Origin of the sequence: Rhodococcus sp. (in: high G+C Gram-positive bacteria), from assembly GCF_049591685.1 — a bacterium.
GTDB lineage: Bacteria > Actinomycetota > Actinomycetes > Mycobacteriales > Mycobacteriaceae > Rhodococcoides.
Window position 1 is genome coordinate 18,362 of the sequence record NZ_JBAWFH010000052.1, and the last position, 18,524, is coordinate 36,885.

Consider the following 18,524-nt stretch of genomic DNA (forward strand, 5'->3'; position numbering starts at 1 on the left):
TCCTTGCACGAGGATAGCGGTCGCGCAGCGGTGTCGGCCATGCCGTACGAGGTGATCTACTTCACCACCAGGGCCGAGCGCGCTAAGCGGTCAGTCCGCGCGCCTACGGTGACGACGCTCGGTGGTTCCAGTGCTCCCCGACTGCAGGCCGGCCATGATCTCGGCTACCGAACGACCGTTGCTGTGGGCACCGGAGGTACCCGTTGCGTCCGGTTCGGCGCGGCGTCGGCGTCGCGGGGAGGGCTCGGGCAGATCCCACTGATTCGATTCGGGCGCGGGTTCTTGTTCGGGCGCGGCTTCCGGATCGGGCGCGGCTTCCGGCTCGGGCGCGGGGTCCGGTTCGGCCACGGGAACCGCATCGTCGACGACGACGGCATCGGTGACGGGCGTCGACTGCTCGGGCGAGCTGTCCGAAGAGGCGGGTTCGGCAACCGAAACGCTCGGCGCGACGGCTTCCTCCTCGACGGGCTCCCGCTCTGCAACATCCGGCCTCGAGTTGTCCGGTACGAAACTCGCTCGCGGCGGGGTCGGCGTACGGCGCTGCTGGCGCTGGTCGGACCCCGAAAAGGATGCGGGCACGGGACGGTGCGATGGAGCCTGGGTCGACGCTCCCTCGCTCGACACTGCCTCGCTCGACACTGCCTCGCTCGACACTGCCTCGTTCGACACTGCTTCGTTCGGTGCTGCTGCACGGGCTGTCGTCCGCGGGGTGTAGCCGGCCGGGATTTCGTCTCCGATGGGCACGTCCGGGTACAGCACCGACGTCTCGGCGGTCACCGGCTCGTCGTACGGGGTGGCGAGACCGGGAACGACGGCGTCGGAGGGCCGGTCAGCGCCCTGTCCACCGCTGTTCTGTCCACCGTTTTGTCCACCATTGTTCTGTTCCGTGCCCGGACGGCCGGGGACGTAGAGGCCCGACGGGGCGGGCTGGTAGCCGTCGTAATTGCGGCCGCCGCCGATCTCCTGCATACGAACTGCTTCTGCTCGCAGTGCGACGCGTTCGGTGGGGAGGTTGCCGTCGAAGAGCACCTGGAGGTTGTTGCGCAGGTGGGCGAGCTCGGCGCGCAGTGCCGCGACCTCGTTGGTGTCGAGTTGCACTTCGCTGCGGACGCGGGCTTCGACGCTCAACTCGTACTCACGGCGAGCCGAGATCTCACGGGCGAGCTGTAGTTCGTAGACGGTCTGAAGGTCCTTGGCTCTTGTCTGGTCGGCCACGGCTTCGCGCCGGTACTTCGTCATGGCGAAGGCGCCGACGATAGCTGCCCACAGTGCGGATACCAGGCCGACTCGGAGCCACTGAATATTTTCGCTGAACAGTAGGAGGACGCTTGCCGCGATACCGAACACGACCAAGGCTGCGATGAACAGCTGGCTCGCACTCCGCTTCGGACGGCGGCCGGCCTTCGCGCGAGTCGATTCGGTCATGCCAACCAGGGTAACCGGCGAAGGCCCGGTCATCGCTCAACCGGGGAAGGCGGTTCGTTCCGGCACCGTAGTGAGAACTCCCAGCGTCAGGCTTCGTGGTTATCTTTCGGGGCCCGGCAACACTGCTCGAGCCACACAGCCGATGCGACGAGTGCGATGCCCGCGATCAGTCCGACTACCGCACCGGCTCGGTCCTCGGACGCTGCGCGCACGGTCGACGCCATCGGCGCGATGTGCAGCAGGAATCCGATCCACACTCCCGTCACCGCGGCGCCGACGAGCGCTGAGGCTTTGGCCAGCGCCAATGCACGGGCGGCGGTGATCGGGTGGAGCTGGTGTGGGCCGTCGCCCACCCGCCTGTCGGCGATGCGTGCACGGACGTAGAACCCGAGAACAACCTCGCCCAGTGCGACGGGGTAGAGCGATGCGCCGGCAACGACCGAGATCGGTGGCAGCGACCCGTAGAACGATCGCACCAGCAACCACGCCGCGACTGCCGCGACGACGCACAGCCCGGCGAGGTCCCGGATTCTCGTCGCCTTCATGTCGTTCATCCGGACGTGTCCAGGGTCATGTCGGTCGGGCGCACACCAGACTTCTCCTTGTGGTCGAGGCCCGCGAGCCACTGCTTCACAGGCCGGCGATCCTCACCGACTGCCAACGATGCGTCCGGCTCGACGTCGAGCCACGGTGCGAGAACGAAAGCGCGCTGGTGCGCGCGCGGATGCGGCAACAACAGCTCCGGATCGGCGCTGACGACGTCATCGCCGTCATCGCCCTCGTTGCGACACACAACCAGGTCGACATCGAGACTTCGCGGGCCCCACCGCTGTACACGCACTCGTTCTGCCGCCGTCTCGCATCCGCGGGCGAACTGCAACCACTCGTACGGGCCGCGGTTCGAATCCTGCGCAACGACGACTGCGTTGAGGAAGTCATGCTGTTCGACGCCTCCCCACGGCGCCGACGAGTACACCGGCGATGCGGTCAGCAGGTGGTCGCCGAGCGCCTCGGTGACGGATCGCAGGTGTGCGAGAGAGTCGCCGACGTTGCTCCCGATGGACAGGACAACCGTCGTCATGCGGCCGTCCGGGTTCGGTGGGCCACGACGGCCACATCGCGGAATTCGAGCGGAATCGGAGCCGAGGGCTTGTGCAGCACCACCTCGACGGCGTCGACCCTCTCATCGGCCATGACCCCGTCGGCGATCTCCGCGGCGACCGTCTCGATGAGGTCGCGCGAAGGCCCGGAGATTATTGCCGCCGCTGCTTCGGCAAGTTCTCCGTAGTGCAGCGTTCGGGTCAGGTCGTCGGATGCCGCGGCCGGCCGCAGATCCATCCACACGGTGATGTCCACGACGAAGTCCTGACCATCTCGCTTCTCGAAATCGAAGACGCCGTGATTGCCGCGCACTTTCAGTCCGCAAAGTTCGATTCGGTCACTCATGTTCCGCTCCCCCTCGTTGCCATGCGCCGACGACGGCAACCGCGTCGAGCGTCGAACGGGCGTCGTGCACTCGAACGCCCCAGGCGCCGCCCGCGACAGCGAGCGCCGACACGACAGCGGTCGCTACCTCGCGTCCGTCGGGTGGACGCGGCTGATCGGCCGTCACCAGTAGTGATCCCAGAAAACGCTTGCGGGAGGCGCCGATCAGAATTGGTAATCCCAACTCGACGAATGTCGGTAATGCATTCAACAGCTGCCAATTGTGGCGCGCATTCTTGGCAAACCCGAGCCCGGGATCGAGAACGATGTTCGAGCGATCCACCCCGGCCGCGACTGCCAGCTCCACTTGCTCGAGCAGTTCGCGCCGAACGTCGTCGACCACGTTGTCGTAGTGCGACGCTGCTCCCGAATGTGCATAGGAGCCCGCCGATTCGGTATTCGAGTCCGCCGCCCGCCAGTGCATCAGGATCCACGGAATGCCTGCGTCGGCGACGACCGCGGCCATCTCCGGATCGGCTCGTCCGCCGGAAACGTCGTTGACGATGGACACGCCGGCATCGATTGCGGCGGTAGCCACGGACGCCCGCATCGTGTCCACGCTGGTGAGAATGCCCTGCTCGCTGAGAGCCGCGATGACGGGCACGACCCGTTCGGCTTCGACCTTCGGATCGATGCGCTCGGCGCCGGGGCGGGTCGATTCACCCCCAACGTCGACGATGGCCACGCCCGCTCGGTGGAGCTCGACGCCGTGGGCGATGGCCGAGTCGACGTCGAGGTATCGGCCACCGTCGGAAAACGAGTCGGCCGTGACGTTGAGGACGCCCATAACGACCGGGCCGCCGGGCAACTTCATTTGCGCAGAATCAGATCCAACGCCTCGGATCGAGACGCCGCACTCGACTGAAGGAGGCCGCGGACCGCAGACGTGGTGGTGCTCGCACCGGGCTTGCGGATACCGCGCATCGCCATGCACAGATGCTCCGCCTCGATGACGACGATCGCACCGCGCGGATCCAGCTTGCGCATGACGGCGTCGGCGACCTGACTGGTCAAACGTTCCTGCACCTGCGGACGCTTGGAATACAGGTCGACCACGCGCGCAAGCTTGGACAGACCCGTCACCTTGCCGCTCTTGCCGGGAATGTAGCCGACGTGTGCGACACCGTGGAAAGAGACGAGGTGATGCTCGCAGGTGGAGAACATCGGGATGTCGCGCACGAGCACCAGTTCCTGATGGCCCTCGTCGAACGTCGTGTTCAACACCGAATCGGGATCGACGTACAGGCCACCGAACATCTCGCGGTAAGCCCGAGCGACACGTGCCGGGGTGTCCGCCAGCCCTGCGCGATCCGGATCTTCGCCCACCGCGAGGAGCAACTCGCGGACGGCCGCCTCTGCGCGCGGTTGGTCGAACGTGTTTCCCGTCGCGACCGCGATGAGTTCGTTCTGCTCGCCTGCCACGGAAACACCCTCGTCGTCGATCTGCCTGACTGACACGTGTCTCTACCTCCGGTTACGGGGCGTCGTTGCCCCAGGAATTGCTGTCAGCCTATCGCCGAGGTTGCCCGGCGCCCTACCGATGGCCGTTAGGGCCTTCCCACCGCTGAGTGCGCGGGCCCTCATCACCACCATGCTGGGGATCGTGCTGCTCAGGATCCTGCTGCTCGTTCTGCTGGGACTCGGGCGCCTCGCTCGGTCGATCGTGACCACCGAGGGGTAGACCGCCGAGTGGATCCCACTGCGAACCAGCGGGGTCGCGGTACTGCGGTGCCGGGTCGGCACCCCGACCCGCCTGTGGATCAGCGTGAGCGTCCCCGTCGCCGACGGGCTCCCGATGCTCCGGCGGCTGATACTGCGGCGGACGGTACTGCGGGGGTTGATACGTCGGAGGTGTCTGATATGCGGGAGGCGACTGATACGTGGGCGGCGCCTGGTAGGTCGGCGGAGTCTGATCCGTCGGCGGGGTGGGCTCGCTGTATCGGTTGCCCTCGCTGTATCGGCTGCCGTTGTCGGGCCCGCCGGGGCGTCCGTTGGACCCGGCTGGATCGCGCGGGGGCCATCCAGGTGCCGACCAACCGGCCGGAGCACCGTAGTCGGGACGCGAGCCCTGTGGGCGCGGCTCGGGGTTTCGGTACGAGCCACCGGTGTGGTTGCCGCCGGCGTGCTGCCCGCTGTTCTGAGCGCCACTGTTCTGAGCGCCACCGTTCTGAGCGCCACCGTTCTGCGCGCCGCCGTTGTAGGGGGCACTGCCGCTGTACGGGGTACTGCCATACGGCTGCCCGGCGCCGCGACCGCCACCGTTGTAACCACCGCCGCCGTTGTAACCACCGCCGCCGTTCGGGCCACCGTAACCGGGCCCGGCGTTGGCGGGTGCGCCGTTGGTGGGGCCACCGTTGGTGTAGCCGTTCGGTGCGTTGCCCGCGCCGTATCCCTCAGGCGCCCCCTTGGTCAACTGCGGCGGGCCGGCGTAACTCGGTTGCGGCGCAATGGGCTTCGGAGCAATAGGCTGCGGCGGCCATGGCTCGCCGCGCTCGATGGCGAGTTCCCCCGGCGTCTTGACCGGTGGCTTGTCGGAGGGGATGCGATCACCGAAATCGTTGAACAACGTGATGCGCGGACGCTTGGCGACACCGGTGAAGATCTGTTCGAGATCCTTGCGGGTGAGGGTTTCACGCTCGAGCAATTCCGTAGCCAGCGTGTCGAGGACGTCGCGGTACTCGTTGAGGATCGCCCACGCTTCGGTGTGTGCTGCTTCGATGAGTTTGCGCACTTCTTCGTCGATCTCGCGGGCGACTTCGTGCGAGAAATCGGACTGCACGCCCATCGAACGACCGAGGAACGGATCGCCCTGTTCTTGGCCGTACCGGACGGCGCCGAGCTTGCTGCTCATGCCGTACTCGGTGACCATGGCGCGGGCAATCTTGGTGGCCTGGTCGATGTCGGAGGACGCGCCCGTGGTGGGCTCGTGGAACACGAGTTCTTCGGCGGCGCGGCCGCCCATGGCCATGACGAGACGAGCGATCATCTCCGACCGCGTCATGAGTCCCTTGTCGTCCTCGGGAACGGTCATGGCGTGACCACCTGTACGACCGCGAGCCAGAATCGTCACCTTGTAGACCGGTTCGATGTCGGGCATCGCCCAGGCAGCCAGGGTGTGGCCGCCCTCGTGGTACGCCGTGATCTTCTTCTCGTGCTCACTGATGATGCGGCTCTTGCGGCGCGGCCCACCGACGACGCGGTCGACCGACTCCTCGAGCGCTTCCTCGGTGATGACGGTTCCGTTTTCGCGCGCGGTCAACAGCGCGGCCTCGTTGATGACGTTGGCCAGATCGGCGCCCGACATTCCGACGGTGCGCTTGGCCAGACCTTCGAGATCTGCATTCTGCGCGACGGGCTTGCCTGCGGAGTGAACGGCGAGGATGGCGCGACGACCCGCGAGATCTGGGGCGCCGACGGGAATCTGCCGGTCGAAGCGGCCGGGACGAAGAAGTGCCGGGTCGAGAATGTCGGGACGGTTGGTGGCCGCGATGAGGATGACGCCGGTGCGTTCACCGAAGCCGTCCATCTCGACGAGAAGCTGGTTGAGCGTCTGCTCGCGCTCGTCGTGGCCGCCGCCCATGCCTGCGCCTCGCTGGCGGCCGACTGCGTCGATCTCGTCGACGAAGATGATGCAGGGGCTGTTCTGCTTGGCCTGCTCGAACAGGTCGCGAACACGCGACGCGCCGACACCGACGAACATCTCGACGAAGTCCGAACCGGAGATGGTGAAGAACGGTACGCCTGCCTCGCCTGCGACCGCGCGGGCGAGCAGTGTCTTACCGGTTCCGGGAGGGCCGTACAGCAGAACGCCACGTGGAATCTTGGCGCCGAGTGCCTGGTAGCGCGCCGGATTCTGCAGGAAGTCTTTGATCTCGTACAGTTCTTCGACGGCCTCGTCCGCGCCGGCGACGTCCTGGAACGTCGTCTTCGGCATGTCCTTGCTCAGCTGCTTGGCCTTCGACTTGCCGAAGCCCATGACGCCGCCGCGGCCACCGCCCTGCATCTTGCTCATGATGAAGATGAACACACCGAGCAGGATCAACATCGGGAGCACGAAGAGCAGCAGAGACGAAACCCAGCTCTCCTGGCTGACGACCGTGTTGTAACTGTCGAGACCCTCGGCACTGACCTTGTCGAAGATGGTTTCCGACGCGGAATCGGGGTACTTCGCGAGCACCTGCGTGTCGCCGTCGATGCCCTCTTTCAGGTACAGGCGGACCTGCTGTTCGCGATCGTCGATCTGGGCCTTCTCGACGTTCTGCGAATCCAGCTGGGCAATCGCCACCGACGTATCGACGGTTTTCCAGCCGCGGGTGTCGTTCCCGAAGTAGCTGAAGGCGAAGATCACCAGCAGGATGCCGAAAACGATGGCCAGGTTCCGTATTACTGTCTTCCGATTCATACAGCTTCAGCCGAGACGGCCTCGTCCTTTCCAGTCATCTCCAATGCGCGGATTCCGGCCGCACACCGGATACTCCAGGCTACCGCGAGGTACCGACGTTGCACCCCGAGGTCAGCGGACCAGACCGACGCCCGGCCCGCGACATGCGCAGCAATTCTCGCGCTCGTACCCGTCCAACGCACCCGCGGGCCCGCTGGTTCCCCGAGGCTCGACCGCGGTAAGACCGCGTCACGACCGCGGCTCGGCCGCATCACGACCCGCGAGACACTGCCTGCGAATCGACGACGAGACCGATCAGCCGCCGTACACGCGCGGCTCGAGCGTGCCGATGTACGGAAGATCGCGATACCGCTCGTTGTAATCGAGCCCGTAGCCGACGACGAACTCGTTCGGGATATCGAAGCCAACGTTGGCCACCTCGACGTCCACCTTGATCGCGTCCGGCTTACGCAGCAACGTCACCACGGACAGCGACGCCGGATTGCGCGTCGCCAGGTTGCGCTTGAGCCACGACAACGTCAGACCGGAGTCGATGATGTCCTCGACGATGAGCACATTGCGCCCGTTGATGTCGCGATCGAGATCCTTCAGAATCCGCACCACGCCCGAGGACGACGTCGACGAACCGTACGAACTGACAGCCATGAATTCGAGTTGCGCCGGAATCGGCAATGCACGCGCAAAATCCGTCATGAACATGATCGCGCCCTTGAGGACGCCGACCAGCAACAGATCACCCTCGGGCGAATCCGGCGGGTACCGCTTCGCGATCTCCTCGGCCAACTCCGCAGTACGGGCTTTGATCTGCTCCTCGGAGATGAGAATCGATTCGATGTCGCCCTCGTACACGGCGCGTCCCTTCGTAGGTTCTCGTCATTTCACACGGATTCCGCAAGCTCGGCACGCGCTCATCAGTCATTCCGCAAGCTCCACTCCAGTGCTTAACGGTCATTCCGCAAGCTCCACTCCAGTGCCATAGCAAGCCTGCCATGTCGACGCCCCACCACCAACCTCGCACCGGGAGGGCCCCCGCCCACCGCGACGCCGCCTTGCCCGCGCCAGGCGCCGATCAAGTCATCGACCAATCGTAATTGCTTGTCCGACATGCCTTTTGCGCCGCGTTGCAGTAACCACGAACGCACGGCGCGCCGTCGGAGAGCCGGGGGTTGATGCGTGAGCGTCGTCACGTCCAGTTCGTCTCCCACCGAGGCGGCCCGCAGGACGTCCATGGCGAGAGCGTCCAGCACATCGGCGTCCTCACGCACCTGCGCCGCGGTTCGGCCGAGAGCTTCGCTCACGCCGCCACCGAGGACTTCGTCGAGCAGGGGCAGCACCTCGTGTCGCAATCGCACCCTGGTGAAACGTGGGTCTGCGTTGTGCGGGTCCTCGAACGGTGCGAGCCCGAGTTCCGCGCAAGCCTGTCGCGTCACCGACCGACGAACCCCGAGCAGTGGCCGCCCCCACGGCGGATCCCAGTCGGTCATTCCGGCGATCGACCGCGGGCCCGACCCGCGACCGAGACCGAGCAGAACCGTCTCCGCCTGGTCGTCGAGGGTGTGCCCGACGAGCACCACCCGGCCGTCGCGTGCCCCGTCGAGGGCGTCGTAACGCGCTTTCCGCGCTGCCGCTTCCATGCCGCCGTCGACTCCGACGGTGACCGTCAGAATTCGCGCGTCGACCGCTCCGAGCGTGACGGCAGTGCGCGCCGCACCGGCGGCTGTTGCGCCCGATGCCGGTTGGAGATCGTGGTCGACGATCAGCGCGCGGACGTCGTCCGCCTCGGCTACGACGGCAGCGGTCAGCGCCAGAGAATCGGCGCCACCGGACAGTGCGACTGCCACCGGCCCGGGTCGTGCGCGCAGCCACGAGCGGACAGCATGCCTGACCTCGAGAATCGCCGGTCCTTCGGGGAGCATCAGTTCAGTACGCGCGCGATCCAGCGGTCGGGGTTCTCGATTTCGTCGAGCAGCGGCAACGTGGTGGCGTCGGTCCAGACCGTGTTGAACCGTTCCATGCCGACGACCCCGACGACGTGGTCGACGAATGCCTTGCCGCGCACGTACTGTGCCATCTTCGCGTCCATCCCGAGGAGCGCGCGCACGAGCCGCTGCACCGGGTTCTGCTTGCGTCGCCGACGGCTGTCGAAGGCGCTGCGGATCGCCTCGACCGATGGAACCACCGCCGGTCCGACAGCGTCCATCACGTGATCGGCGTGCCCCTCGAGCAGGGTGCCCAGCACGAGCAGCCGATCGATCGCGTCTCGCTGCGCGGGTGCCTGCGTCGCGCGAAGGAGACCGACGATGCCCGCGTCCTCGGCGCGGTCGGAGTCCTTGCGGTTCTTCAGTGCGCTCGTCAACCTGCCGGCGAACTCGCCGACCGGTTCGTCGACCCCGTCGGACAGCACGGCCACCGAATCGCGCATGTACTCGCCCAGCCAGGGGGCCGACGAGAACTGCACCCGGTGCGTCACCTCGTGCAGGCACACCCAGAGCCGAAAGTCACTGGGAGAGACACGAAGTGCTCGTTCGACGGCGATGATGTTGGGGGCGACCAGCAGAAGCGTTCCGTGTTCGCCGGTGAACGGATCGTACTGACCGAGAATGGCGCTGGAGAGAAAAGCAAGCATTGCGCCCGCTTGCAGCCCGGCGGGTTTGCCTGCCAGAAGTCCGCTCGGCGCCTCGGCGTCGGATTCGCTGGTCAGGTGCTTCATGGACGCCGCGGCTGCGTCGATCCATCCCGCTCGGTCGACGATGCGGGCCTCCGGAACGGGAAGGCCGTCGGCGAGTCCTGTCGTGTCGCGAACGGGCCCTTCGGCGCGGATCGACGCGTCCGCGAGTTCGGCGAGCACGGCATCGGCGGTGTACCGCGACGTGGACGGTTCCTTCGGTGCCAGCTTCGCGCCCGTCTTGGAGGCAAGCGACCAGTCGACGGCAGCTCCGAAATTGGACCTGCCCTCTCCCTTGTCGCTGGTTACGGTCTCGGTCATCGGCAACCACACAATCTGAGCGTCGACGCCACCGCATCCAGCGCGGGCCTCGACAATTCCGGGGGCCGGTCGTTGGACATGAGGGCGAACGTGAGTGCCCTGCCGTCGACGTCGACGACGTAGCCGGCGAGAGCGCTTGCTGTCGATAGTGTGCCAGTTTTGGCCCGCACCCATCCGGCACCGATGCGATCTGCGCTGGCGTAGCGGTCCGACAGCGTTCCCGTCGATCCGGCCACCGGCAGGTAGTCGAGCATGGGGCGTAGTTCGGGCCGTTCCGTTCCGGCGGCGGACGTAAGGATCGATTCGAGCAGTCGCGCGGGAATGCGGTTGTCGACGGAGAGGCCGCTGGCGTCGTGCAGCGTGACGTCGGCGAGGTCGTATCCGGCGGTGTACAGCGCCTGACCGATCGCGTCGATGGCGCCGGCGAACGACGCTGCGGTGTTGGTCTCGACGGCTATTTCACGCGCGACGGCTTCGGCGAGAACGTTGTCGGATCGGCCGATCATCTGGCCGAGCCGATCGCGCAGCGGCGCCGATTGCACGCTGGCCACCTGGTCGGATCCGGCGGGAGCAGTCCCGATCGTCACGCGCGCGGGGTCGAGCCCCAACGCTCGGGCGAGCGCTCTGCCTGCGTCGAGGGCGGGCTCGGGGCTGCGTGCGGACTCGTCTTCCAGGGCGATCGAGCGACCACCATCGATCATGATCGGTTCGATGGGAGTGATGTAGCCGGCCGCGACATCGGGTTCGAACCAGCCCTTGGCCATCGTCGGGCCCTCGTAGATCGAGGTGTCGACGGCAATACGGTCGACCGGCACGCTCGATTTGCGAATCTGCTCGACCATGTCGTCGATGCGCGCCGAGCCCGGATAGAAGCCGGGGCTGCCGGTCGGCTGGGCGGTGATGGTGGGATCGCCGGCTGCGATGACGACGATCTCGCCGTCGGATTGGCCCTTGACCACACGCGTCGTCAGGCGGTGCTCCGCCGGGAGTGCCAGCATCGCCGCCGCCGCCGTCAATACTTTCGTCGTCGACGCAGGGGTCATCGGCGCGTTCGAATCTTCCGACCAGAGAACGTCTCCGGTGACCGCGTCGGCGACCGAGCCGGTGAAATTGCCCAGACCGGCGGCGCCGACGACAGGGGCCAGCGCGGCTGCGAGTCCCGCCGGAGTCGGGGCGGGCGCGGTGTCGGGAAGGGGCGCAATGGCGGGACTGAGTGTTACCGGATCGGGTTCGGGAGCAGTTTCGGCTTCCGAGCTGCCCGAGTCGCGGGTGGGAACGATCGCGGCGACGGCCGTGCCTCCGGCAGCGACGAGAACGACCACCCCGAGAACGAGCAGAGATCGTGTCTTGCGCCGCTTTCGACCGGCGGTCGGACCGAGAAACCGCTTCCGCAACCCCGCCAACGTCTCCTCCATCGGTGTCCGAACTGCCCGGCGGCAGCAACGCCAACAGTATCCCCGGGTCCGGTACGCTTGCGCCGCCACCACCGTGCGTCACACGAGACGTACGCCAGTACAAGAAGAGCGAGGGCTGCACGTGCCGTTCGACGTCACCATCGAGATCCCCAAGGGTCAGCGCAACAAGTACGAGGTAGACCACGAAACCGGTCGCGTACGCCTCGACCGCTACCTGTACACGGCGATGGGATACCCGGCCGATTACGGCTTCATCGAGGGCACCCTGGGCGAGGACGGCGATCCGCTCGACGCGTTCGTTCTGCTTCCCGAGTCCGTGTTTCCCGGCGTCGTCGTCGAGGCCCGTCCCGTCGCAATGTTCAAGATGGTCGACGAAGCAGGCGGCGACGACAAGGTTCTCTGCGTCCCCGCAGGTGACCAACGTTGGGACCACATCCAGGATCTCGGCGACGTGTCGACGTTCGAGCTCGACGCCATCAAGCACTTCTTCGTTCACTACAAGGACCTCGAGCCGAACAAGCACGTCACGGCAGCCGACTGGGTGGGCCGCGCGGAGGCAGAAGCCGAAATCGCTGCGTCGTTCCAGCGTTTGAAGGACAATCCGGGGCACTGACCTACTCGGGACTGTATCTTCCGGAGAGGGGTTCGAGGAGTTCTTTTCAGGCTCCTCCAGCGGGATCGACAGGTACGGCTCGACGAGCGAAGCATCAGGTGGGGAGAACCATGACCGACAGCAATGCGACGGGTGAACGGCGAAACTCGGATTCACGCGCCATTTCCGATCCGACTCAGTTCCCCGACCTGCCGGTGACGGTAGTGCTCGACCGCATCCCCGTCCCGATCCTCGCTGTCGACCCCAATGGTGGAATCGTCTTCGCCAACGAGGCGTTCGACGAGCTGTTCGGCACCGACCGATCCGAGCGTTCGGACTTCCACCTGCACGATATCTTCCCCGACCAGGCGCCCGAAGGCGTCAACGTCGCGGACATGTTTCTCACGACGGTCGCCACCCGCGCGGATTCACTGTGGCGGATGACCGACAAGACCGGGGACGTGGTTCAAGTTCGCGCAAGTAAGTCGATTCTGCGACGCGCCGAGGACACGGTCGTGCTGGTCGCGCTGGAAGATTTCACCGATCAGCTCTGGAACGACCCGAAGAGCGCCCTGCGCTGACTCAGCCATTCGCGATGCGCGGTCTGCTTCCAAGCAGGCTGCGCATTGCCGGATGTACGTGTTGAACGGTCAGTATTCGGTTGTCATGGCCCTGTTTCCACCCGAGCGTTTCGCCTCGTACATCGCAGCGTCCGCTCGCAACAGCGCTGCGTGCACCATCTCCCCGGCTTCGGGCACCGGCAGTTCTTTCCAACGGCGTACCGACAGGGTGGCCCCACCGACGCTTCCCGTCACCGGGATGTCGTCGGTCTCCTCCTGTAGAGCGCTGGCCAGCCGGTCACCCATCGCGCTGATCGCCGATGCGTCTGCGGGTTCGAAGCTCGCCGCGACCGTAAACTCCTCACCGCCGGTGCGGGCGACGCAAGATCCCTCGGGTACCGCCGCCGCGAGCCGCCTCGCAGTCGTACGCAATACGGCATCGCCTGCGGCGTGGCCATGCGTGTCGTTGACGTATTTGAAGCGATCGAGATCGACGACGAACACCGCGACGATGCCGTCCTCCTCAGTACCCACCAGCAACCTGTCGATCTGGATCTCGAATCCGCGACGGTTGAGCAGACCGGTCAGCGAGTCGGTGTTCGCCAGATCGAGCTGAGCCTTGATGACGGTGCGGAAGACGATCACGGAGTTGACGACCACCAGCGTGATGAGCGTCTGCGCCACGATCGATGCCACGTCGTGGGTTTCTTCGAAGGCTGCGCCGACGGCGATCACCACGATGACCGTGCTGACGAAAGCGTAGTGCAGGCGTAGCACCGACCGGGTCGAGAAGTAAGCGATGTAGATGCCGATGACGGCGAAGAGCACCGATGCGTGCAGCGCCAGACCGCGATCCGACAGAGTGAACAGAACGCCGGCGACGCCGAGGTCGGCGTAGGCCACGAACCAGCCGGGCATACGAACGACTTCTCGGCCGTGAATCCACCACCATGCACCGACTGGCAATGTCGAGAGCAGCACCAGCACGCAGAACACGCGTCGCGGTGTGGAGCTGGGGCCCTCCTCGGAGAGCATGGCCACGGTTCCGATGACGGCGAACATGGGAACGAGAATGGCGATTCCCAGCCCCACTCGCCGTTCGAGTCGTTCCGCGGCACTGCTCTTCGTGCGTCCACGCACAGCACGTGCGACCCACCGACCGGCGGTTCCCGGCACCGCGCCTCCCCCACTTCTCTTCGCTGCCTCGCGCGAAGCGAGGGTCAGTTGCGTCCGTCGCGGGACGCCTGTCTGTCGGGTCTCACCCGTTCGTAGTCGGTGAGGAACCGGTCGAGCAGACCGACCAGCGCGGCTCGGTCGTCCGGTGACCAGTCTTCGATGACAAGTCCGAGGTTGGCGGTCCGTTGACGATGCATGCGGTCGGCGACGATGCGTCCGGTTTCGGTGACCGCAAGGACGTAGGCGCGGCCGTCGAGCCGATCACGGACCCGCTCGACGTGACCGTGATCGACCAGCTGCGCGACCTGACGGCTCACCGTCGAAGGATCCGAGTTGATCAGAGCGGCAAGCTCACTCGATCGCATCGGCCCGTCGCGCAGCAACCTGAACAGGCAAACGAACGCGGCGCCTTCCACCCCCTCGGACTCGGCAGACAATTGGGCAAGCTTCCGTTCGCGGATGCGCTGCAACCGCACGAGCTGGGTGCCCAGCAGTTCGGCGTGGTCGACCTGCTCGGCGGGGTAGTGCGTCAGCGCGTCGGTCATGTCAGGTTCCACTGAAGTTCGCGGGGCGCTTCTCGAACACCGCGGTGATGGCCTCGGTGAGGTCGTTGGACGCCAAAAACGCTGCGTTCCACGCCGCAACGTACCGGAGACTGCTCTCGACCGCAGCGGACCGAGAATGATCCAGAACGGTCTTGACGCCCTGTACGACCAGGGGCGGATTGTCGGCGATGGCCTCGGCCGTCGCCCGGGCCCCGTCGAGCAGAGCGTCGTGGTCCGCGAACACGTCGTTGATCAGGCCGATCTTCTCGGCTCGGGCAGCGTCGATGTCCTTGCCGGTCAGAGCCAGTTCACGCAGGTGACCGTCGCCGATGATCGCGGGGAGCCGCGCCAGAGAGCCCATGTCGGCGACGATGGCCACCTTCACCTCACGCACACTGAATTTGGCATCCGCGCTGGCGTACCGAATGTCCGCAGCGCTGATGAGATCGAGTCCCCCGCCGATGCACCACCCGTGCACCGCCGCCACGACGGGCTTGCGGCAGTCGGCGACGGCGTTCGTGGCACGCTGCATCCGCTTGATGGTGTCGTGAAAGGTGGTGCGCGGTCCTGCCAGGGCTTTGTCGGCCATGAGTGGTGCGAATTCTCCGCCCATGGCAGCGAGATCGAGACCGTAGGTGAAGTTCTTGCCCGAACCGGTCAGGAGAACAGAGCGCACGTTCGGGTCTGCGTCCAGTTCGGCGAACAGCGGGGGACACTCGTTCCAGAAGTCCGGGCCCATGGCGTTGCCTTTGCCCGGCCCGAGCAACGTCACCGTCGCGATGTGGTCGACCGTGTCGACCGAGAATGCGTTCCAGCTGCGTTCCGTCATCCCGCGAGCGTAACCAACGACGCAGGCTTCCCAGCGATGAAGGCAGTGTCGAAGGCGGCGAACGCGTGCGGCCTCGAAGTCGTATGTATAGGCGCCGCCCTAGAACAGTCCGACCATTCGGCCGACCAGGCCGATGACGAAAATCAGGACGATGACGCCGATGACGCCGAGGAAGATGATCGGTAGTTTGAGGGTGCGCTGTGGCGGTTCGTGTTGCGGACCGCTGACACCTGTCTCCGCGGGAGGTGTGTCCCCGGGTGTGACGCTACCGCCGCTTTCGAGGCCAGCAGTGTCGTTCGGTTCAGGATTCTGAGCAGTCATGGGCACCGATTACCCGGTAACCCGCGAGTCAACCTTGCTGCTGCGCGCGGGAAATCGCACCGGCGAACAATGCGGCGATCGCGTCGCCTATCGCCCGCTGGTCTATCTCTTCGGGATCGACGGAATGCTCGACGGCGAGGCCCGAGATCAACGCCAGCAGCGACGTGGCGACCCGGCGTGCGTCGAGGGACGATGCGACACCCCATTCGGCAGCGCGTTCGACGATCAGCGCCTCGAGTCGGTCGCGTAGGTGGCGACGCTCTCGCTTGTATCCGGATTTCAGCGCCGGGTCTCTCCCCGCCTGGATGCCGAACTCGGTGACGAGCAGCGGCCATCGCGGTTCGGCGACGATCCAGGAGGAGATGGCTTCGCCGCCTTTTCCTGCTGCGTCACCGGGGCCGAGGCCCGACACGGTTGCGATGACGTGTTCGGCGAGTTCGAGGGACTTCCTCGACAGCACCTCGGCGAACAGCGCTTGCTTGGATTCGAAGTTGGAGTACACGGCGCCCTTGGTGAATCCCGCTCGCCGGGCGATGTCCGCCAGCTTGGCGGCGGCGTAGCCGTTCTCGGTGAACTCGTCGGCGGCCGCGTCGAGCAGGCGTTCACGCACGTTTTCGCGGCCCGGACGCTGGATCGGGATGCGACGGTCTCGAGCCTCGTGCTGTGGTGCTTCCCACTGACCTTGACCGTCTACGTTCACGATACCTAGAGTATTCAATACCTGAGGTATCCACAATCCGTCTCGCTGGGAGATGCACATGCGCAAGGTTGTCTGGCTCGCATTCGGCGTATTGATACTGCAACTCGGCTTCATCGGAAGCTACGTCGCCGCGTTCCATCAGCCGACACCGCACGAGATCCCGATTGCCGTGGTCGCCGAGCAGGGGCTACCCGCGGGCATCGACGCCGACACCGTCGACAAGCTCAACGCCATCGACGGCACTCCGCTGGCTGCGCGTACGGCGGGCAGCACTGCCGATGCCCGTGCATTGCTCCGCGACCGCGAGGTTCTCGGCGCCTATGTCGTCAGCCCGTCCGGCACCGATACGTTGATCACCGCGAGCGCTGCGGGTAGCTCCATTTCGGCCGCACTCGAATCGATCTTCACCGAAGTCGAGCAGTCGCAGAATCGGCAGTTCGTCGTCCGCGACGACATCCCCGTCGGTATCCACGACAATCGCGGCCTGTCCGGCTTCTATCTGGCGATCGGCTGGGTCGTCGGCGGCTATCTTCTTGCCGCCGCCATCGGATTGCTCGTCGGCGCTCCGAAGTCGATGCGCGACGCCGCCGCCCAACTCGGTGTGTTCGCCGCGTACGCACTTCTCTCCGGGGCCCTTGGCGCGTTTCTTGTTACTCACGTGATGGAAACCTTCGCTGGACACTGGTTCCCGCTGTGGCTCCTGGGCACCGGGGTGGTGTTCGCGACATCGGTGTTCACTCTCGGCCTACGGGCTGCCATCGGCGTCGCAGCGGTACCCATTGCGATCATCGTGTTCGTGATCCTCGGAAACCCCAGCGCCGGTGGAGCATTCGGCCCGAATGTACTGCCCGAGTTCTACGCGGCCGTAGGCCGGAGGATCACGCCGGGAATCGGAACCGAAGGCGTGCGCAGCATCGTGTACTTCGCGGGCACGGGGCTCGGGCAGCCCGCACTCGCACTGGCCGTCTATTCCGTGATCGGCATTGCCCTGCTGTTCGGGTTCACGGCGCGACGCGCGCGTTCATCTCGGAGCGCCGAGGCGAGCACGGGCCAGTAATCTCGCCCTATGGCCGAGACGTTCCCGCTTCCCCTTCCCGATCTCGCGGTTCGTACTCTCGGCGGCGCCGTCGTGTGGGCCAACGACGAGACGTTCGCCGAGAAGGAGAATCTGATCAAGCCCGGCAAAGCCGACTATCGTCCCGCGACCTTCGGCCACAAGGGCCAGATCTACGACGGGTGGGAAACCCGACGCCGCCGCGAGTCGGGCCACGACGAGGCGGTCGTTCGGCTCGGTGCACCCGGGGTGGTCGACGCCGTCGTCGTCGACACCGCATGGTTCACCGGCAACTATCCCCCGGAAGTCTCCGTCGAGGCGGCGGTCGTAGACGGATTCCCCTCCGCGCGTGAGGTGTACGAGGACGCCCGCTGGGTCACGCTGGTGAACAGGAGTCCCGTCGGCGGCGATACCGAGAACCGCTTCGAGGTCTCCTCCGACGAGCGTTGGACGCACGTCAAACTTTCCATCTATCCCGACGGAGGCGTCGCTCGGTTGCGCGTTCTCGGGCGCGGCAGGCCCGACCCGGCGCTTGTCGGCGGGGGCCCGCTCGATCTCGCTGCGTTGGAGAACGGCGGCTACGTGTCGGCGTGCTCGAACATGTTCTACAGCTCGCCCAACAACCTGCTCTTCCCCGGACCTCCCCGATCCATGGGTGAAGGATGGGAGACTTCCCGCCGTCGACATGGCTCCAACGACTGGGTGCAGGTGACGCTCGGGATCACGGGGGTTGTGCAGCTCGCCGAGCTGGACACGACGTGCTTCCTCGGAAACGCACCGGGCGCAGCGGCGTTGACGGGTCGGGTCGGCGACGGCAACAGTGCCGGCGATGGCAAATGGATAACCCTGCTGCCGCGCACTCCCCTGCAACCCGACACCCGCCATCGTTTCGCGATCGACGTACCCGATGCGGTGTCCGAAGTGCGGATGGACATCTTCCCCGACGGCGGAATGGCAAGGCTGCGACTGTTCGGCACCCCTGCCACGTGACCCGGACCCGGGTGGCGACTGCGCTGGCGACTGCGAAAGCTGGT

20 protein-coding genes are annotated in these 18,524 nt (G+C 65.9%); 4 read left to right on the plus strand and 16 right to left on the minus strand.

Translation table 11 applies throughout. The features are described from left to right. Positions 1-90: 90 nt before the first annotated feature. From WBQ44_RS02155 to dacB, 11 genes are all read right to left on the minus strand, one after another. Complete coding sequence (locus tag WBQ44_RS02155) at positions 91-1,425, minus strand: DUF6779 domain-containing protein (protein ID WP_495565093.1); 1,335 nt, start codon at positions 1,423-1,425, stop codon at positions 91-93. 86 nt (positions 1,426-1,511) lie between these two features. Next, on the minus strand, positions 1,512-1,970 hold the full coding sequence (locus WBQ44_RS02160) for a DUF3180 domain-containing protein (protein WP_495565126.1): 459 nt from the start codon (positions 1,968-1,970) through the stop codon (positions 1,512-1,514). A 5-nt stretch (positions 1,971-1,975) separates the two neighbouring features. After that, the gene (folK, locus tag WBQ44_RS02165) at positions 1,976-2,506 is read right to left on the minus strand and encodes a 2-amino-4-hydroxy-6-hydroxymethyldihydropteridine diphosphokinase (RefSeq protein ID WP_495565094.1); all 531 of its coding nucleotides are present in this window, start codon (positions 2,504-2,506) and stop codon (positions 1,976-1,978) included. After that, entirely contained in the window at positions 2,503-2,871 is a 369-nt protein-coding gene (gene folB / locus WBQ44_RS02170; RefSeq protein WP_495565095.1) for a dihydroneopterin aldolase, read from the minus strand. The genes folK and folB overlap by 4 nt, the downstream gene beginning before the upstream one ends. Further along, positions 2,864-3,724, minus strand: coding sequence for a dihydropteroate synthase (gene folP, locus WBQ44_RS02175; RefSeq protein ID WP_495565096.1), 861 nt, complete (start codon positions 3,722-3,724; stop codon positions 2,864-2,866). Before folP ends, folB begins: the two co-directional genes overlap by 8 nt. After that, the gene (gene folE, locus WBQ44_RS02180; RefSeq protein WP_495565127.1) at positions 3,721-4,353 is read right to left on the minus strand and encodes a GTP cyclohydrolase I FolE; all 633 of its coding nucleotides are present in this window, start codon (positions 4,351-4,353) and stop codon (positions 3,721-3,723) included. The genes folP and folE overlap by 4 nt, the downstream gene beginning before the upstream one ends. A 91-nt stretch (positions 4,354-4,444) precedes the next feature. Then, positions 4,445-7,312, minus strand: a complete 2,868-nt coding sequence (gene ftsH, locus WBQ44_RS02185) for an ATP-dependent zinc metalloprotease FtsH (RefSeq protein ID WP_495565097.1) — start codon at positions 7,310-7,312, stop codon at positions 4,445-4,447. A 294-nt stretch (positions 7,313-7,606) separates the two neighbouring features. Next, a complete protein-coding gene (gene hpt, locus WBQ44_RS02190) occupies positions 7,607-8,161 on the minus strand; it encodes a hypoxanthine phosphoribosyltransferase (RefSeq protein ID WP_495565098.1) in 555 nt (184 codons plus the stop codon). A 92-nt stretch (positions 8,162-8,253) separates the two neighbouring features. Continuing rightward, the gene (gene tilS / locus WBQ44_RS02195; RefSeq protein WP_495565099.1) at positions 8,254-9,228 is read right to left on the minus strand and encodes a tRNA lysidine(34) synthetase TilS; all 975 of its coding nucleotides are present in this window, start codon (positions 9,226-9,228) and stop codon (positions 8,254-8,256) included. Continuing rightward, entirely contained in the window at positions 9,228-10,298 is a 1,071-nt protein-coding gene (locus WBQ44_RS02200; RefSeq protein ID WP_495565100.1) for a zinc-dependent metalloprotease, read from the minus strand. The genes tilS and WBQ44_RS02200 overlap by 1 nt, the downstream gene beginning before the upstream one ends. Beyond that, positions 10,295-11,701 (minus strand): D-alanyl-D-alanine carboxypeptidase/D-alanyl-D-alanine endopeptidase, encoded by a 1,407-nt coding sequence (gene dacB / locus WBQ44_RS02205; RefSeq protein ID WP_495565101.1) that lies wholly within the window; start codon positions 11,699-11,701, stop codon positions 10,295-10,297. The genes WBQ44_RS02200 and dacB overlap by 4 nt, the downstream gene beginning before the upstream one ends. 133 nt (positions 11,702-11,834) lie before the next feature. Between dacB and WBQ44_RS02210 the strand changes: the two genes are divergently transcribed. Continuing rightward, entirely contained in the window at positions 11,835-12,326 is a 492-nt protein-coding gene (locus WBQ44_RS02210; RefSeq protein ID WP_495565102.1) for an inorganic diphosphatase, read from the plus strand. Between the two features lie 110 nt (positions 12,327-12,436). Beyond that, a complete protein-coding gene (locus WBQ44_RS02215) occupies positions 12,437-12,886 on the plus strand; it encodes a PAS domain-containing protein (RefSeq protein ID WP_495565103.1) in 450 nt (149 codons plus the stop codon). 69 nt (positions 12,887-12,955) lie between these two features. Here WBQ44_RS02215 and WBQ44_RS02220 read toward each other — a convergent pair whose 3' ends face one another. The 5 genes from WBQ44_RS02220 to WBQ44_RS02240 all read right to left on the minus strand — a co-directional run bounded on the left by WBQ44_RS02220 (position 12,956) and on the right by WBQ44_RS02240 (position 16,346). Then, entirely contained in the window at positions 12,956-14,041 is a 1,086-nt protein-coding gene (locus tag WBQ44_RS02220; protein ID WP_495565104.1) for a GGDEF domain-containing protein, read from the minus strand. A 44-nt stretch (positions 14,042-14,085) separates the two neighbouring features. Continuing rightward, positions 14,086-14,586: a MarR family winged helix-turn-helix transcriptional regulator gene (locus tag WBQ44_RS02225; protein WP_495565105.1), complete on the minus strand. Its 501-nt coding sequence runs from the start codon at positions 14,584-14,586 to the stop codon at positions 14,086-14,088. A 1-nt stretch (position 14,587) separates the two neighbouring features. Next, positions 14,588-15,415, minus strand: a complete 828-nt coding sequence (locus tag WBQ44_RS02230; RefSeq protein WP_495565106.1) for a crotonase/enoyl-CoA hydratase family protein — start codon at positions 15,413-15,415, stop codon at positions 14,588-14,590. 99 nt (positions 15,416-15,514) lie between these two features. Then, a complete protein-coding gene (locus WBQ44_RS02235) occupies positions 15,515-15,736 on the minus strand; it encodes a DUF6480 family protein (RefSeq protein WP_495565107.1) in 222 nt (73 codons plus the stop codon). A gap of 28 nt (positions 15,737-15,764) precedes the next feature. Further along, positions 15,765-16,346: a TetR/AcrR family transcriptional regulator gene (locus WBQ44_RS02240; RefSeq protein WP_495565128.1), complete on the minus strand. Its 582-nt coding sequence runs from the start codon at positions 16,344-16,346 to the stop codon at positions 15,765-15,767. A gap of 148 nt (positions 16,347-16,494) precedes the next feature. Here WBQ44_RS02240 and WBQ44_RS02245 point away from each other — a divergent pair, with 148 nt between their 5' ends. Then, a complete protein-coding gene (locus WBQ44_RS02245; protein ID WP_495565108.1) occupies positions 16,495-17,493 on the plus strand; it encodes a hypothetical protein in 999 nt (332 codons plus the stop codon). Positions 17,494-17,502: 9 nt separating this feature from the next. Beyond that, entirely contained in the window at positions 17,503-18,480 is a 978-nt protein-coding gene (gene alc / locus WBQ44_RS02250) for an allantoicase (RefSeq protein WP_495565109.1), read from the plus strand. The last annotated feature ends 44 nt before the right edge of the window (positions 18,481-18,524 follow it).

What these genes read in the sequence shown, in the direction of transcription:
- WBQ44_RS02245 (WP_495565108.1), top strand. Translation starts at nt 16,495, where the DNA reads ATGCGCAAGGTTGTCTGGCTCGCATTCGGCGTATTGATACTGCAACTC.
- folB (WP_495565095.1), bottom strand. Translation starts at nt 2,871, where the DNA reads ATGAGTGACCGAATCGAACTTTGCGGACTGAAAGTGCGCGGCAATCAC.
- WBQ44_RS02200 (WP_495565100.1), bottom strand. Translation starts at nt 10,298, where the DNA reads ATGACCGAGACCGTAACCAGCGACAAGGGAGAGGGCAGGTCCAATTTC.
- WBQ44_RS02235 (WP_495565107.1), bottom strand. Translation starts at nt 15,736, where the DNA reads ATGACTGCTCAGAATCCTGAACCGAACGACACTGCTGGCCTCGAAAGC.
- folK (WP_495565094.1), bottom strand. Translation starts at nt 2,506, where the DNA reads ATGACGACGGTTGTCCTGTCCATCGGGAGCAACGTCGGCGACTCTCTC.
- ftsH (WP_495565097.1), bottom strand. Translation starts at nt 7,312, where the DNA reads ATGAATCGGAAGACAGTAATACGGAACCTGGCCATCGTTTTCGGCATC.
- WBQ44_RS02155 (WP_495565093.1), bottom strand. Translation starts at nt 1,425, where the DNA reads ATGACCGAATCGACTCGCGCGAAGGCCGGCCGCCGTCCGAAGCGGAGT.
- folP (WP_495565096.1), bottom strand. Translation starts at nt 3,724, where the DNA reads ATGAAGTTGCCCGGCGGCCCGGTCGTTATGGGCGTCCTCAACGTCACG.
- WBQ44_RS02215 (WP_495565103.1), top strand. Translation starts at nt 12,437, where the DNA reads ATGACCGACAGCAATGCGACGGGTGAACGGCGAAACTCGGATTCACGC.
- WBQ44_RS02230 (WP_495565106.1), bottom strand. Translation starts at nt 15,415, where the DNA reads ATGACGGAACGCAGCTGGAACGCATTCTCGGTCGACACGGTCGACCAC.
- WBQ44_RS02160 (WP_495565126.1), bottom strand. Translation starts at nt 1,970, where the DNA reads ATGAAGGCGACGAGAATCCGGGACCTCGCCGGGCTGTGCGTCGTCGCG.
- WBQ44_RS02225 (WP_495565105.1), bottom strand. Translation starts at nt 14,586, where the DNA reads ATGACCGACGCGCTGACGCACTACCCCGCCGAGCAGGTCGACCACGCC.
- tilS (WP_495565099.1), bottom strand. Translation starts at nt 9,228, where the DNA reads ATGCTCCCCGAAGGACCGGCGATTCTCGAGGTCAGGCATGCTGTCCGC.
- alc (WP_495565109.1), top strand. Translation starts at nt 17,503, where the DNA reads ATGGCCGAGACGTTCCCGCTTCCCCTTCCCGATCTCGCGGTTCGTACT.